The 13,613-nt window shown below is 67.4% G+C and carries 17 protein-coding genes, 1 tRNA gene and 1 pseudogene; 8 read left to right on the top strand and 11 right to left on the bottom strand.

Features of this window, described 5'->3' with window-relative positions; genetic code table 11:
• Positions 1-148: 148 nt before the first annotated feature.
• Entirely contained in the window at positions 149-682 is a 534-nt protein-coding gene (locus ACUDAL_RS14360) for a tetratricopeptide repeat protein (protein WP_444678593.1), read from the top strand.
• 56 nt (positions 683-738) lie between these two features.
• The gene (locus tag ACUDAL_RS14355; RefSeq protein ID WP_444678592.1) at positions 739-1,233 is read left to right on the top strand and encodes a 3'-5' exonuclease; all 495 of its coding nucleotides are present in this window, start codon (positions 739-741) and stop codon (positions 1,231-1,233) included.
• Positions 1,234-1,272: 39 nt separating this feature from the next.
• Here the strand turns inward: ACUDAL_RS14355 and ACUDAL_RS14350 are convergent, their stop codons facing one another.
• The 8 genes from ACUDAL_RS14350 to ACUDAL_RS14315 form a co-directional block, all read right to left on the bottom strand.
• Entirely contained in the window at positions 1,273-1,830 is a 558-nt protein-coding gene (locus tag ACUDAL_RS14350; protein ID WP_444678591.1) for an LOG family protein, read from the bottom strand.
• A gap of 95 nt (positions 1,831-1,925) precedes the next feature.
• Positions 1,926-2,048, bottom strand: coding sequence for a hypothetical protein (locus ACUDAL_RS14345; RefSeq protein WP_444678590.1), 123 nt, complete (start codon positions 2,046-2,048; stop codon positions 1,926-1,928).
• Positions 2,049-2,134: 86 nt separating this feature from the next.
• Positions 2,135-2,656: a DUF501 domain-containing protein gene (locus ACUDAL_RS14340; RefSeq protein WP_444678589.1), complete on the bottom strand. Its 522-nt coding sequence runs from the start codon at positions 2,654-2,656 to the stop codon at positions 2,135-2,137.
• Positions 2,628-2,957: a hypothetical protein gene (locus ACUDAL_RS14335; RefSeq protein ID WP_444678588.1), complete on the bottom strand. Its 330-nt coding sequence runs from the start codon at positions 2,955-2,957 to the stop codon at positions 2,628-2,630. The genes ACUDAL_RS14340 and ACUDAL_RS14335 overlap by 29 nt, the downstream gene beginning before the upstream one ends.
• Before the next feature lie 87 nt (positions 2,958-3,044).
• A complete protein-coding gene (gene ybaK / locus ACUDAL_RS14330; protein ID WP_444678587.1) occupies positions 3,045-3,515 on the bottom strand; it encodes a Cys-tRNA(Pro) deacylase in 471 nt (156 codons plus the stop codon).
• Positions 3,512-3,925, bottom strand: coding sequence for an acyl-CoA thioesterase (locus ACUDAL_RS14325; protein ID WP_444678586.1), 414 nt, complete (start codon positions 3,923-3,925; stop codon positions 3,512-3,514). Before ACUDAL_RS14325 ends, ybaK begins: the two co-directional genes overlap by 4 nt.
• A 65-nt stretch (positions 3,926-3,990) precedes the next feature.
• The gene (locus ACUDAL_RS14320) at positions 3,991-4,809 is read right to left on the bottom strand and encodes a hypothetical protein (RefSeq protein ID WP_444678585.1); all 819 of its coding nucleotides are present in this window, start codon (positions 4,807-4,809) and stop codon (positions 3,991-3,993) included.
• A gap of 31 nt (positions 4,810-4,840) precedes the next feature.
• Entirely contained in the window at positions 4,841-5,275 is a 435-nt protein-coding gene (locus tag ACUDAL_RS14315; RefSeq protein ID WP_444678584.1) for a hypothetical protein, read from the bottom strand.
• Positions 5,276-5,311: 36 nt separating this feature from the next.
• Here ACUDAL_RS14315 and ACUDAL_RS14310 point away from each other — a divergent pair, with 36 nt between their 5' ends.
• Positions 5,312-6,487 carry a MalY/PatB family protein gene (locus ACUDAL_RS14310; protein WP_444678583.1) on the top strand — a complete coding sequence of 392 codons (1,176 nt, stop codon included), beginning with the start codon at positions 5,312-5,314 and terminating at the stop codon, positions 6,485-6,487.
• Positions 6,488-6,538: 51 nt separating this feature from the next.
• Here ACUDAL_RS14310 and ACUDAL_RS14305 read toward each other — a convergent pair.
• Positions 6,539-7,478 (bottom strand): annotated as a pseudogene (locus ACUDAL_RS14305) (tetratricopeptide repeat protein).
• Between the two features lie 153 nt (positions 7,479-7,631).
• On the opposite strand from ACUDAL_RS14305, the gene ACUDAL_RS14300 reads away from it, so the two are divergent.
• The 4 genes from ACUDAL_RS14300 to ACUDAL_RS14285 all read left to right on the top strand — a co-directional run bounded on the left by ACUDAL_RS14300 (position 7,632) and on the right by ACUDAL_RS14285 (position 10,212).
• Positions 7,632-8,021: a vWA domain-containing protein gene (locus ACUDAL_RS14300; protein WP_444678582.1), complete on the top strand. Its 390-nt coding sequence runs from the start codon at positions 7,632-7,634 to the stop codon at positions 8,019-8,021.
• A gap of 25 nt (positions 8,022-8,046) precedes the next feature.
• Positions 8,047-8,298, top strand: a complete 252-nt coding sequence (locus ACUDAL_RS14295; RefSeq protein WP_444678581.1) for a hypothetical protein — start codon at positions 8,047-8,049, stop codon at positions 8,296-8,298.
• Between the two features lie 96 nt (positions 8,299-8,394).
• Positions 8,395-9,360 (top strand): kinase, encoded by a 966-nt coding sequence (locus ACUDAL_RS14290; protein WP_444678580.1) that lies wholly within the window; start codon positions 8,395-8,397, stop codon positions 9,358-9,360.
• Between the two features lie 6 nt (positions 9,361-9,366).
• On the top strand, positions 9,367-10,212 hold the full coding sequence (locus tag ACUDAL_RS14285) for a protein phosphatase 2C domain-containing protein (protein WP_444678579.1): 846 nt from the start codon (positions 9,367-9,369) through the stop codon (positions 10,210-10,212).
• 225 nt (positions 10,213-10,437) lie between these two features.
• On the opposite strand, the gene ACUDAL_RS14280 is transcribed toward ACUDAL_RS14285, so the two are convergent.
• Positions 10,438-10,514 (bottom strand) — tRNA-Met (locus ACUDAL_RS14280).
• Positions 10,515-10,706: 192 nt separating this feature from the next.
• On the opposite strand from ACUDAL_RS14280, the gene phbB reads away from it, so the two are divergent.
• Positions 10,707-11,453 carry an acetoacetyl-CoA reductase gene (phbB, locus tag ACUDAL_RS14275; RefSeq protein ID WP_444678578.1) on the top strand — a complete coding sequence of 249 codons (747 nt, stop codon included), beginning with the start codon at positions 10,707-10,709 and terminating at the stop codon, positions 11,451-11,453.
• Between the two features lie 81 nt (positions 11,454-11,534).
• On the opposite strand, the gene ACUDAL_RS14270 is transcribed toward phbB, so the two are convergent.
• On the bottom strand, positions 11,535-13,136 hold the full coding sequence (locus ACUDAL_RS14270; RefSeq protein ID WP_444678577.1) for a DUF349 domain-containing protein: 1,602 nt from the start codon (positions 13,134-13,136) through the stop codon (positions 11,535-11,537).
• Positions 13,137-13,613: the final 477 nt, after the last annotated feature.

The following is a 13,613-nucleotide window of genomic DNA, read 5'->3' as shown; positions in this document are numbered from 1 at the left end:
GTTGAGTCGCTGCTGGGGCAGGCGTATGCTGGCGACCCTCAAATGCCCGGCGGAGTCCGGGTGGCGGCTTTCGATTCGTCATGCAGGCAGCCACAGGGCAGTGGGTCGCCGCATGCGCAGCACTGATACGAACACAGGATGGTTTGCCATGACGCAGACATCATCACTGTTCACCCGGCTTGAGTACCGTCTTGCAGAACAGTTGTTTCATACGCGCTGGCTGCCTCGCTCGCCGCGCACCCAGCGTTTGACCCTGCACCTCTTTCAGCGCTGTGCCGATGCGGGGCATCCGGCGGCGCTGTCCCTGTACGGGCATATGCTGTTTCACCGGGGAACCACGCCGCAGGACAAGGCCAAGGGTGCCCGCTACGTGCTGGAAGCCGCCCAGGCCGGTGACCTGAAGGCACAGTACCAGGCCGGCTTGATCCATGAGCATGGTTGTGCACAGTATCCGCGCCGCGAAGAGCGTGCCGTCACCTGGTATGCCCGGGCCGGCGAGGCGGGGCATCCGCTGGCGGCGGAACGGCTGGCCAAGGCCTATCGCCACGGAGAGCTGGGCCTTGCCGTCGATGCCATCCATGCCGAGCACTGGCAGGCCATCGCCGACCGTGCCGTCGCGCTCGAGCGCCTCGAACCTGGCACCGAGGGGCTGGACAGCCGCGCCGCCAAGACCCGACACTAGATGACCACCCCATGGCGGCCCTTACCGGGCGGCCAATGCCAAGGACCCTCTGCCGCGTGACGCTGCCGACACTGCTGGACATCGAAGCGTCTGGATTCGGGCGCGGTAGCTACCCCATCGAGGTCGGCCTGGCCCGGGCCGACGGCAGTTGCTGCGCCTTCCTCATCCAGCCGTTGGCGGAGTGGACGCACTGGGACCCCAAGGCCGAACTGCTGCACGGCATTTCACGCGCCCGCCTGGCGCGGGAGGGGCTGCCCGTGGAGCAGGTGGCACGCTGGCTCAACGACGAGCTGGGCCAGGCGGGCATCGCCTACAGCGACAGCTGGGGCTATGACAATACCTGGCTTTCGCTGCTGTTCTACCATGCCGGCATGCTGCCCACGTTCCGTCTCGAGGCGCTGCGCGTGCTGCTCAGCGAGCGCCAGCTCAGCCTGTGGCACGCCACTCGCGAAGCCCTGGTCGAAGAGCTGGGGATACGCCGCCATCGCGCCGCCGAGGACGCACGCCTGCTGCAACTGGTCTACGCCCGCACGCTGGATGCCGGCGGCTGAGGAAGGCGCCGGCGGTATGCCTCGACGACTCCGCCTTGGCTAGGGCTGCCTGGCGGCCAGGCGTGCCTCCAGCGCATCGAGAAGCGCTGCCGGATCGCTGGCGTCGACCAGGCAATCGCGCGTCTGGGGATTGAGGAAGCCTTGTTCCACTACGCTATCGAGAAAGCGCAGCAGCGGCGCATAGAAGCCGGCGGTGTCGAGCACGCCGATGGGCTTGTCGTGCAGCCCCAGGTATTGCCAGGTCCAGGACTCGAACAGCTCCTCCAGGGTGCCGATGCCGCCGGGTAGCGTGATGAAGGCATCGGCATGCGCTGCCATGCTGGCCTTGCGCTCATGCATGTTGTTGACACGAATGAGGGTCGGTAGCCCTTCATGGGCCTGCTCACGCTCGACCAGATGATCGGGCATAACCCCGATGACCTCGCCGCCTTCGGCGAGTACGGCGTTGGCCAGCTCTCCCATCAGCCCGATCCGGGCGCCACCATAGACCAGGCCATGACCGCGCCGGGCCAGCTCGCGCCCCAGGGCGCGGGTTGCGTGCCGATAGGCCTCGTCGCGGCCATCGCGAGAGCCCAGGTAAACACAGAATCTTGCCATGCGGTTCCTCCTCAAGGGGCCACTATCCTAGCCCGAAGCCGGTGGAGCCGAAAGGCGGGGAGGGTGCCGGGCGCGTTGCGCCCGGCGAGCCAGGCTCAGCGCTGGCGAGAGGCGTCGCGACGCATGACGCGCTGCAGCAGTACCAGGCCGGTGCCGGTGATGCCCAGCATGCTGGCAATCAGCACCAGACTTGCGATCACGTGGGTATCGACATACATGGGGGACTCCTTTTTCGTCAGGGGAGAGGTCGGGGTGGGTCAGGGGTGTTTGGCAGCTGCTTGGCAGTGCCGTCGGCAGCGAGCCATCAGGGCAGGCAGTCGGCCACCTGGAATTCGGCATCGAGCCATTGGCCGATCACGTTGTGGCCGCATAGATGGTGAGCGTACTGGGTATGCAGGCAGCGTACCTGGTCCCAGTTGGCAATGCCGCCGATGCCACGCTCACGCAGCACGTCCTCGTAGCCGAGCCGCTCGATGTCCCGGTGCTGTGAGGCGCTCATGCAGCGCCAGCGCGTAGCCACGTAGTCGCGGTGGCTGGCGTGGTAGGCGGCGAGAAAATCGGCGTCTTGCTGCAGCCTGGCCTCGAGCCGCTTGATGACGCCCTGGGCCTCGATGCGCGAGATCTCGATCTTAAGGTGTTCGCTGCACAGCCAATAGAGCGTGGGAAACGGCTTGCCATCGACGATCGGGGCCATGCGCAGCACCAGGGGAGTGCCTTCGCCGTCGACGGCGGCCACGGCTTCGATACCCCGCGGGGCGCGTCCCAGCTGTGCGGTGATGATGGCGAGCTGGCGAGCGTCAGGTGCCTGGTCGGTCTGGATTACCATCGTGGGGGTCCCGTACGAACTTGTTGGAGCGGCCCACGGCGCGAAAGAAGGTCCGGTTGAGTTGCTCGGGCGTCGGCACGTAGCCCCGCCACTGGCGTTCGCAGTACTCGTTGGCCCGTGCCATCAGCACGTCGTAGAGGCGATTGAACGGGGCATCATAATCGTACGGGTCGGCCCCGAACAAGCGGATATGGGGGAAGTCGGCGAAGCGCTCCATGAAGTAGCGCTCCAGGTCGGCTTCCACGGCTCGGTGCTGGGCGACGTTGTCTGGATCGAGCCAGAGGTTGTAGCGGATGGCCATGTCTGTCTCCTGCAAGCGTGAGTGGCCCTTCTGCCTGTAGGGTCATGAGGCTTGGACCGCGGGCGGCGAAGATCGGCTCAGCCTGTATCAGCCGCGCAGCAGCGGTGCCAGGCGCGCAGGGCACAGGCGAATCAGGTCGGCGGGGGCGAGTGCAATCTCCAGGCCGCGCCGCCCACCGCTGACGTGCATCCGCTCGAGGCGCTCGGCGCTGGCGTCGAGAAAGGTCGGCAGCCGTTTCTTCTGGCCCAGCGGGCTGATGCCGCCAAGCACATAGCCGGTGGCACGTTCGGCCTCGGCAGCACCGGCCAGGCGCGCTCGCCGGGTGCCAGCCGCCTTGGCCAGGGCCTTGAGGTCGAGCTGCCCGCTCACCGGCACGATACCCACCGCCAGCCGTGTCTCATCGAGGCACACGACCAGCGTCTTGAACACGGTTCGCGGGTCGAGCCCCAGGGCGCGCGCCGCCTCTTCGCCGTAGGCCGGCTCGCGCGGGTCGTGCTCGTAGCTGAGCAGGGCGAACTCGGTGCCGTCGCGCTCCAGCGCCTTGACCGCAGGAGTCATGCGTCGGTGGGCTCCTCCAGCGGCTGTAGATGAGCCTCGAGCGCCTCGCGCAGCTCGCCTTTGATGGGCACGGCCCGCTTGGTGGCGTGGTCGAAGTGCACCAGGACCGTGTGGCCCAGGTTGGTCAGCTTGCCTTTCTGCCAAGCCTCCTGGGTCACCGTGAAGGAGCTGTTGCCCAGGCGAGACAGGTAGGTACGAATCTCGATGTCGCTGCCGTAGTGCAGCTCGGCGCGGTAGTCGATCTCCATGCGCGCCATGATCAGGCGCCACTTGTGCGGATCGAGGTCAGGCGTGAACAGCCGGAACAGCTCGTTGCGCGCCAGCTCGAACCAGGCCGGCAGGCGAGTATTGTTGACGTGGCCAAGGGCATCGGTGTCGTAGAAGGCAGGTTCGATCGTGCGCACGAACATTGGGCGTCCTCGTCAGGGTGAGTCTTGTTGTCGGAGCAACAGCATTGCCCCGAGCAAACGCTAGGTCAAGTGCCTGCCGCCGCCTTCCTCGCTCCCTGCCAGGCCCGCAGCCGCATCCAGCCCAGCAACCACAGCGTCGCCACGCCGAACCCGGCCAGCGTGCCCCACAGCAGGCCGAGCGTGGCATAGGTGAGCGAGACGCAGAGCGCATAGCAGAGCAGCGCACCAAGCCCGGCGGGGTAATGCTTGATCACCGTGGCGGTGGGCGCCGCGCCGTGGGTGAGATGCAGAATCACCAGCAGCGGGTACATCGAAATCGGAAAGGCCGCCAGCATGCCGGCCCAGGAGGTGGGCAGCACGTGGGCGAGTCCGGTGACGATGAACACGATCGCGGTGGCAAGCGCGGCGCGCAGCGCCAGTGCCGGCCAGCGAGCGCCGCCCGTGCGGGCACCGGTGCGCACGTCCGGCAGGTGGCGATAAAGCCAAGTGAACAGCAGGATCGCCGCCAGCGTTACCAGCGTGCCGCTCAGCCGGGTGAAGTCGAAGCGGGTCAGGGCGAGGCTCGTCAGCCACCAGGCAAGCAGGCCGCCTGCCGTGCCGGCCAGTACGCCGCCCAGGCCGTCGCGTCGGCCGCACAGCAGGTAGCCGCCGCCCAGGGCCATGGTGGCGGTGAACCCGGCCAGGCTGAACACGGCGCTGTCGGCGGCAAAGCCCGGCGAAATCTCCAGGCCGATGAAGAACAGCGCGATGGCGGTGCCCAGCGGATAGCCCGCCAGCAGCCCGGCCACCCGGGTGCTGACACGCTCGGCGACGACCGACAGGCCCAGCACGATGCCGATCGATACTGCCAGTTTGGCCAGCTGCCAGCTCAGGGGAACGTCCAAGAGGGAATTTCCTTGTGAGGGGGTGAAGCGGTTAGACGAGGCGCAACCCCTGGCGGTCGGCCCAGGCGGCACCCACCGCGTGTGCCAGGATCTCCTGCAAGTGGCTCGGCAGGGCGGCGCGCGCCTCGTCGACGCTGGCGAACGTGCGGTTGCGCAGCCAGCAATAGGCCCAGGCGCAGGCCTCGTCGTCGCTTTTCGGCAGCGGCCGTGCCGGCATCTGCGCCAGCAGGAAGGTGGCGGTACGCGCCGCCCACAGCGGAATGGCGTCTCCCGCCTCGGGGTGGCTCCACGCCTCGAGCATGGCGCCGTCGGGGGTGGCCTCGGGTTCGCCCAGGTGCGCGACGCGTGCGGTCTCGGCCAGGATGAGCGCCAGCTGCGTCGGGCCGCCCTGGCCCAGTTGGCGCCACTGGTCGATCAGGGCCGGCATGCCCCGGCGCACCTTGGCATAGAATCCGCTTTGCGGCATGGTTTCGCTCATATCGCTTTCCCCGAGGACGAGAACATGGAGTTCGATTTTGCCACGCTTGTGGAGCGCCGCCACCCTGAGGGCGGCTGGTCCTCCCAGAAATGGCACCGCTACGGTGACGACACGCTGCCGCTGTGGGTGGCCGACATGGACTTTCGCTCGCCGCCGGAGGTTGTCGTGGCGCTGCATAAGCGGGTCGATCATGCGGTCTTCGGCTACGGCACGGTGCCCGCCAGCCTGGCCCGGGTGATGGGCGAATGGAGCCGGCGCGAGTATGGCTGGGCGATCGAGCCCGAGTGGCAGCTGTGGCTGCCCGGCGTGGTGCCGGCCCTGCACCTGGCCAGCCTGGCCCTGACCGAGCCTGGGGAGGGCGTGTTGACCGTCACGCCCATCTACCCGCCGTTCCTGAAGGTGGCCGAACGCACCGGACGCCTGGCCCAGCAGGCCCCGCTGGCCGAGCCCACCGCCCCTGGGGAGCCGTGGCGGCTCGACCTCGAGGCGCTGGAAGCGGCCATCACCCCCGAGACGCGCCTCCTGCTGTGGTGCCAGCCGCACAATCCCACCGGCAGGGCCTGGAGCCAGGAGGAGCTGGCCGGCCTGGCGGCGCTGGTGGAGCGCCACGACCTGCTGGTGGTCTCCGACGAGCTGCACTGCGACCTGCTGCTCGACGAGGATGCGGTGCACCGGCCGCTGGCGGCGGCGTTCCCGGCCCTGGCGGCGCGCATCATCACCCTGTGGGCGCCGTCCAAGACCTTCAACCTTGCCGGCCTCACCGCCGCCTGTGCGGTGATCCCGGATGCCGCGCTGCGTGCGCGCTTCGCCGCGGCGGCGCGCGGGCTGCTGCCCGACGTCAACGTACTGGGACTGGTCGCGGCCGAGGCCGCCTATGCCCATGGCGACCCGTGGCGACAGGCATTGCTCGACGTGCTGCGAGGGCATCGCCAGCGTCTTGTCGAGCATGTGGCCGGCTGGCCGGGAGTGGCCATGAGCGCTCCGCAGGCGACCTACCTGGCCTGGCTCGACCTGCGGCGGGCCGAGGGGCTCGCCCATGCCTCGGGTTCGCCCCAGCAGGCGCTGCTCGAGGCGGCGAAGGTGGCGCTCTCCGATGGTGCCGACTTCGGCCGGCCGGGCTTCGTGCGGCTCAACTTCGGCACCACGGCAGCCCAGCTCGACGAGGCGCTGAGGCGCCTGGATGGCGTGCTGAAGGGCTGAGGCAGGAGGAGGGCGGCCGCGGGCCGCCCGGCAGAGCTCGATGGGAACGTATCAGTAGAGCAACGTGAATAGCTTGCGACGATAGGTGACGGTGAGCGGATGGTCGGCTCCCAGGGCGTCGAAGACGCGCAGCAGCGTCAGGCGCGCGGCGTCGTCGCCATAGGCGCGATCCTTGCGCATCAGGGCCAGCAGGCCCTCCAGCCCGGTTTCGTAGTCGCCATCGGCGACCTGGCGCAGGGCGCGCTTGAACTGGGCCTCGCTGTCGTCGCGGCCGGCCAGGGTGGCCAGGTCCTCGTCGCTGGGCGCCTCCTTGCGAAACTCGATGCTGGCACGTACGCCGCGAGCCGCGGCGGCATCCCGCTCCTCGGGGGCAGGTTGTCGAGCAGCGCCAGCGCCTCAGGGCTGCGTTCTTCGGCGACCAGCGCCCGAGCCAGCTCCACCTGGTAGGGATAGTGCTCGGGATTCTGCTGCACCAATTCCTCATAGAGGGCGCGGGCGGTGGCGGCGTCGCCCTGGGCCAAGGCCTCGGCGGCCTGCTCCTCGGGGCTGGCCGAGGCGCCCTCGGGCGCGGGGAAGTAGCGCCCCAGCCATTCGCGCAGCTCCTTTTCGGGCAGTGCGCCCTGGAAATGGTCGACCAGGCCGCCTTGGCTGATCAGCTTGACGTCCGGCACCGAGCGTACGCCGAGCTGGGCAGCGATTTCCTGGTTGTCCTCGATGTTGAGCTTGGCCAGGATGAAGGCGCCGCGGTATTCACGGGTCAGCTTCTCCAGGATCGGCATCAGCACCTTGCAGGGCTGGCACCAAGGCGCCCAGCAGTCGAGCAGCACGGGCACCTGCATGGAAAACTCCAGCAGCTGCTGGATGTTGTTGCGGTCGACGTCGATGATCAGCTGGTCATCGCCCGGTGCCGCTTGCTGCGAAGAAAGGAGGCGTCCGGGGATGCCGGGGGCGCCGACAGTGGGGCGCCGCTGCGAGGGTCGACGATGGCCATGAGCAAACCTTTTCCAAGAGAGATGTCTTCGCAAGATGCGGGCCCCGGCGCCAGGAATCAAGGGGCGTGCGAGCGCGCTTCGGTCCCGGCGAGCGCAGCATCGTCGGGTGCGCTGTGGTAGTCTCCTGTTCGTCAGAACATGAGGATACCTCGATGGCGACATACCGGCTCAATCCCACCAGCGACCTGATCGATAATCCTTCGCCCCGCTGCGCCTGCATGCTGGTGCTGGATACCTCCGCGTCGATGTTTGGCCAGCCGATCCAGGAGCTCAATGCCGGTGTGCAAGCCTTTATCGCGGCGATCAAGGAGGACGAAATGGCTGCCTGCTCGGTGGAGCTGGGGGTCATCACCGCGGGCGGCAAGGTTACCGAGCAGCTGCCCTTCACCACTGCCATGCATATCTCGCAGTGCCGCCAGTTCGTCGCTTCCGGGCTGACCCGCTGGGCGCGGCCATGGAGCTGGCGCTGGATCGGCTCGAAGAGCGCACTGCCGCCTATCGCAAGGCGGGCGTGGCCTATTATCAGCCCTGGCTCGTGGTGATCAGCGACGGCGTGCCGACCGACGAGTGGCAGGGGTTTCCGCACGGGCGCGAACCCTGGCCCAGCAGCGCAAGCTGGTGGTGATGCCGGTGGGGGTCGAAGAGGCGGATCTCGAGGCGCTCGGCGCCTTTTCCACCCGCCCGGCCAAGCGGCTCGAGGGCCTCAAGTTCCGGGAGTTTTTCCTCTGGCTCTCTGCCAGCATGAGCCGGGTGTCGGCCTCCTCGTCGACCACCGACCAGGTCAAGCTGCCGCCCACCGATAGCTGGGACAGCATCTGACCCCATGGCCCGGCGCGGAAGGGGCGGCAGGATGGCCAATGAAGGACCCGGCTCGCCGCGCGAGCCCAACGAAGAGAGACGACCGTGCAGGGACGGATGGTGACCGATTCGCTGGGCAAGATGCGCCGCCTGGGCAAGCGGCTGGAGCGAGGCGGCGAAGGCGAGATCTATGCCTTGCTCGATCGCCCTGATGTGATCGTCAAGTGGTACTACCCCGACGTGCTCAAGAAGCACGGCAGCGAGCTGCATCGCAAGGTCGAGGCGATGCGCGTATTGCGCGATACCCAGATGACCAAGGACGTGTGCTGGCCGCTGATTCGGGTCTTCGACGAGCGCCGGCGCTGGATCGGCTTTGCCATGTATCGCGCCCAGGGCGTCAAGATGAGCTACCTGGCCCACGCGCTGCTTTACCAGCGCTACTTCCCGGGGCTGGATCGCCGCCAGGTCGTGGGTTATCTGCTGCGCCTCATCGAGATCATTCAGCAGCTGCATCGGGCTGGTGTCTGCATCGGCGACTACAATCTCAACAATATTTTCTGTGTACCGGGCACCCAGCAGGTGACGCTGATCGATTGCGACAGCTACCAGCTGCGCGTGGGCGGCACCTTCTACCCCTGCCCGGTCGGCAGTCCCGACATGACGCCCAAGGAGCATCAGGGCGTGGCTTTCCGCAAGATCGTCCGGACCCCGGGCAGCGAGGCCTTCTCGCTGGCCATCGTGCTGTTCAAGTGCCTGATGCTGGGGCGTCATCCCTACGACATCGTGGGCGGCGACGATCCGGTGCGCAACCTGCGACGCGGCCGCTTCGCCTATGGGCGCGGCCAGCGCGACGTGCCGCAGGGTGTATGGTACGAGCTGTGGAGCGACCTGCCCGAAAGCCTGCGCGAGATGTTCACCACCACCTTCACCGAGGGCGCCGATACGCCCGGTCGCCGGGCGACGCTGGCCCAATGGCATGAGGCGCTGAGCGACTACCAGGATGCCATGGTGCAAGGGCTGGTTGCCGCTCGTCTGGCAACCCCCGGCACGCTCAATCGGGGACAGGTGGCGAATGGACGCTGAATTACCGTGTTGGCCGAATGCCACCGCCGCGGCGTGGACGCGCCTGGCGGTGGCCGTGCCGGGCCTGGCGCATCTCGAGCGGAATCCGCCGCTCCCTGCCAGGATGCCGCCGACGCCGTCGTTCAGCCCCGCCCGGCCTTGGTGGTGGCCGACGGCGCCGGCAGTTCCCCCGCCTCCGATCTGGGTGCCAAAGCGGCGGTAACCGCCACGCGACGCCTGCTGGCGACCCTGGAGAGCCAGCTGGCGCCGCTGCTCGATGCTGTGCCGTCGCCTGCTGACGATGAGCTGCGGCATTTCGCGCTGCTGCTGGTCAAGCATGCCAAGGGAGTGCTGGAGGATCTGGCCGCCGAGCACCACCGCACCGTGCGTGACCTGCGCTGCACGCTGCTGGTAGTGGTCGTAGGTCAGGCCCGCCTGCTGTGGCTCAAGGTCGGCGATGGGGCGCTGGTGGTCGAGGAGGCCGTGGCGGGCGAGGCACCGGAAGGCGGCGAGCCTGAGCTGGCACCCAGGCTTAGTGTGCTGGGCGAGCCTGGCCGGGGTGAGTTTGCCAACCAGACCCGCTTCGTTGACGAGTGGCTCGAGCTGGTTCACGTGCAGTCGGGCGCGCTGGCCGTGGCGCGTCTCACCGGGGTGGCGGCGATGACTGACGGTGCGGCGGAAAAGCTTGTAGCCCACGATGGCCGGCAGGTGTCGGGGCAGCTCAGCCTGTGGCTGGGGCAGCTGCGGCAAGGGGCGTTACGCCAGCGCGACCTGGTCAGGCGGCTCTACGACGAGGCCTTCTGTCGTGGCACCAGCGGTGACGACCGTAGCCTGGCGCTGTTGGCCAGGGAGCTGGAAGAGCCAGGCCGCTGATCGGCTGGCGGCATGGCCTGGTTCGCCGCCTCAGCCGTTCTCCTGATCGGTGAAGCATGATAACGTCGAGCTAAGGGTGATTTGTTTCCACGGGGAGTTCCGCCTACGTGCCGGCTTCACTATGATGCGGCCTGCGCGAAAGGGTCGGACGCAGGGCACGAGCATGAGAAGATTAAACGCAGGCACAACAAAAAACCGAGGCATTTGCCTCGGTTCTTAAAAACTTGGTAGCGGGGGCCGGATTTGAACCGACGACCTTCGGGTTATGAGCCCGACGAGCTACCAGACTGCTCCACCCCGCATCAACGTGGCCTTATTCTACAGTTTAGCGCGGCGATGTCAAGGCGCTGTCGGCATGCGCTGACGCTACGGAAGTCCATTATGATAAAGGATGGGTTGAAGGGTTCCTCGGCAAGCAGCATTCTGTTGCGGCCTGGCCTTAGCTCAGGTCAAGCGGCAAGTACTAAAAAAGTGTCGAATCAGGGAGGTGGACAATGACTCAACAAGCACCCGTAGCATGGGTTACTGGCGGAACCGGTGGCATTGGGTCGGCAATTTGCCGTGCGCTGGCTTCTGCGGGCTACCATGTGGTGGCTGGCTATCACAATCCGGAGAAAGCCAAGACCTGGCTGGAGTCCCAGCAGGCGGAAGGGTTCAACACTATTTCCCTCTCGGGAGTCGACCTCACCAGCTACGAGGCGTGTGAGAAGGGCGTCAAGGAGATCGAGGCGGCGCACGGCCCGATCAGCGTGCTGGTCAACTGCGCCGGCATCACGCGTGACGGCACCATGAAGAAGATGACCCCGGATCAGTGGAACGAGGTCATCGATACCAACCTCAACACGGTGTTCAACACTTGCCGTAGCGTCATCGACGGCATGCTTGAGCAGCGCTACGGGCGAATCATCAATATTTCCTCCATCAACGGTCGCAAGGGCCAGTTTGGCCAGGTCAACTACTCTGCGGCCAAGGCGGGCATGCACGGGCTGACCATGGCGCTGGCCCAGGAGACGGCCACCAAGGGCATCACCGTCAACACCGTGTCGCCGGGCTATATCGCCACCGACATGATCATGAAGATTCCGGAAAACGTGCGCGAAGCGATTCGCGAGACCATCCCGGTCAAGCGCTACGGCACCCCCGAAGAGGTGGCGCGGCTGGTGGTGTTCCTGGCCGACAAGGAGGCAGGCTTCATCACCGGGGCCAACATTGATATCAACGGCGGCCAGTTCATGGGGTGACAGTGCCCTGAACACGAGACGGGAGGCCTGGCCTCCCGTTTTGGTTTATCCCTCATGCATGCTGCCTTGGCTATACCAGGCCTAGGGAGGCGGCAGGTGGGCCAGCCGCGCCATCAGCGTGTCAAGTTCACCAACTTCCCGCTGCCACTGCTCGGCTGACACCGGGCCAATGGCCAGCAGTTTGCACAGTACGCTTCGCACCTCTTCAGCGCGGCTCATTTCCTGCCCCAGCCCTTCGTTGAGCCGCTCGACCTGAATGGCCAGGCGCAGGGGCTCGTCCTGTTGACTGACCGGGCCCATGGCCAGTACGGCCAGGTGCACGCGTAGCCTAGCCAATTGTTCTTCAACTTCATCGGCCGAGGGCGGATGGCGGCGTGCGGCGTTGCGCTGCTCATGGGCGCGGTGAATGTCCGCCGGCAGCGTCCACTGCGGTTCGGGGACGACGTTTTCGCCCTCTCCGGTGGCATACAGCCTGGCGTCGGCCTCCAGGTGGGCATTGAGCAGCGGGCGACAGGCTTGCCAGCGCTGCACCTCCTCTACCACGGCAAGGCGGGCCAGCCGTTCGCGGCGGCTGCGTACGATGCCGCTCCAGCGTCGCCGCATGCCTTCCGTGCGGCGGCCCGAGGGCAGCGGTTCCAGGCTGGCGGCCTGGTCGACGGCCCTTTCGAGTACCTGCGCATCGGCATGACGCACGGGCTGCCAGGCGTCCAACTGGTCGATCAGTGCCTGCATGTCATCCAGCCGCTTCCGTGCGCGCTGGTTGCGGTCGTCGCGCTGCGCTTCGCGCACGGCAAAGATCTGGTCGCATACATTACGGAATTCACGCCATAGTGCCTGCTCCTCGCCCCGCGGAGCGCGGCCATGCTCGCGCCACTGCTGCTGCAGGGCTTTGGCGCGCTCGGCCTGCTGCTCCGGTGCCAGGGCTGACTCCAGCAGGGCGCGAGCCTGGTCGATCAGCGCCTGCTTGGCATCGGCAACCGCCTTGGCCCGCTGGTCGATCAGCGCCTGCAGGGCATAGCGGATGCGGCCGAAGCGTCGGCCGATAGCCTGGGCCTGTTCGCGAGGCACGGGCGAGTGGCGGCGCCACTCCTCACGGGCGTGGTCGCGGATCCGGCGCAGTGCATCGGGGTCGGCGTCCGCGGCGGGGCTGTCGAGCAGGGCTTCGAGCTGCTCGCAAAGCGCAGTTCGGGCCTCGAGGTTGTGCTGCCGCTCGGTGACCTGGCGTTCGCGCCAGGAGGCGAGGCGCTCGTGAACCTGGTCGGAGCCGCTGCGAAAGCGCTCCGACAGCTCGCGGGTTGCCGCGGCATCGCCCAGCGCCTTCCAGTCGCGCACCAGCTGGCGGTGCCAGCGGTCAAGCTCGGCCTCCGTCAGTTCGGCGTTGGCGGCCAGCTCCTCCATGGCTAGCGCCAGCTGCTCGCGCTTGGGACCGGCAACGAAGCCGCGCCAGTCGCGTAGTTCGGCAAGCCTGGCGCCAAGCCGTTTGAGGGTGGCCTGGTGAGGGACAAGCTGTGCCTCGGGCAGGCGCTCGGCACGGTGACGCAGGCTCTGGTAGAGCCGGCTGGCGCTCTTGAACGCGCCGCGCTCAAGCAACTGCTCGAGCCGGGCAATATCGATGACCAGACGCTCCAGTAGCGACGCCAGGTCGGCCGGCTCGCTGGTGGCCGGGGCGCTGGCTTCACCCAAGGCGCGCCGGCAACGGGCGAGAAGCGGCGCGGGGGCAGGTTGTCGGGCCAGCGGCAGGCCTCGATACCGGCTGCCAGGCGTTCATGATCGCGGGCCTCTAGGGCCTGCTCGAGCTCATCGATCTGTGCGCTGAAGCGCTCCCAGGCGGCGAGAATGCGGTCGTAGTCGGCCAGCACCGTGTCGTAGCGCTGGCGCAGCGTCTCGTCGGCCACATGAAGGTCGGAGAGCGCCTGCCAGCGGTTGGCCAGCAGCAGCTTCTGCGCGCGCAGGCTGGCGATGTCCTGGCCGGTCAACTGATCGCCGTTGGGCAGGCTGCCGAGGCTCTCTTCCAGGGCATCGAGCAGGGCGGCGCGCGCCTCGGTGGCGCGGGCATGGCGGCGCGCGTCTTCCGCCTGCGCCTGTTCGCGCGCCTCGTGGTCGGACAGCGTCTTGCGGCAGCGCTGTTCGGCATCGTGGAAACGCCGCTCCTGCTCGGCT

The organism is Halomonas sp. E19 (genome assembly GCF_052439355.1).
In the GTDB taxonomy this organism is placed as follows: Bacteria; Pseudomonadota; Gammaproteobacteria; order Pseudomonadales; family Halomonadaceae; genus Halomonas.
This window is presented reverse-complemented; position numbering and strand designations above follow the sequence as displayed.

Excerpts from the sequence above, each read along its gene's own strand:
- ybaK (WP_444678587.1), bottom strand. The coding sequence starts at position 3,515 with ATGACTCCTGCGGTCAAGGCGCTGGAGCGCGACGGCACCGAGTTCGCC.
- ACUDAL_RS14290 (WP_444678580.1), top strand. The coding sequence starts at position 8,395 with ATGGTGACCGATTCGCTGGGCAAGATGCGCCGCCTGGGCAAGCGGCTG.
- ACUDAL_RS14360 (WP_444678593.1), top strand. The coding sequence starts at position 149 with ATGACGCAGACATCATCACTGTTCACCCGGCTTGAGTACCGTCTTGCA.
- ACUDAL_RS14340 (WP_444678589.1), bottom strand. The coding sequence starts at position 2,656 with ATGGTAATCCAGACCGACCAGGCACCTGACGCTCGCCAGCTCGCCATC.
- phbB (WP_444678578.1), top strand. The coding sequence starts at position 10,707 with ATGACTCAACAAGCACCCGTAGCATGGGTTACTGGCGGAACCGGTGGC.
- ACUDAL_RS14315 (WP_444678584.1), bottom strand. The coding sequence starts at position 5,275 with ATGCCGCAAAGCGGATTCTATGCCAAGGTGCGCCGGGGCATGCCGGCC.
- ACUDAL_RS14300 (WP_444678582.1), top strand. The coding sequence starts at position 7,632 with ATGGCGACATACCGGCTCAATCCCACCAGCGACCTGATCGATAATCCT.
- ACUDAL_RS14335 (WP_444678588.1), bottom strand. The coding sequence starts at position 2,957 with ATGGCCATCCGCTACAACCTCTGGCTCGATCCAGACAACGTCGCCCAG.
- ACUDAL_RS14345 (WP_444678590.1), bottom strand. The coding sequence starts at position 2,048 with ATGTATGTCGATACCCACGTGATCGCAAGTCTGGTGCTGATTGCCAGC.
- ACUDAL_RS14325 (WP_444678586.1), bottom strand. The coding sequence starts at position 3,925 with ATGTTCGTGCGCACGATCGAACCTGCCTTCTACGACACCGATGCCCTT.
- ACUDAL_RS14310 (WP_444678583.1), top strand. The coding sequence starts at position 5,312 with ATGGAGTTCGATTTTGCCACGCTTGTGGAGCGCCGCCACCCTGAGGGC.
- ACUDAL_RS14350 (WP_444678591.1), bottom strand. The coding sequence starts at position 1,830 with ATGGCAAGATTCTGTGTTTACCTGGGCTCTCGCGATGGCCGCGACGAG.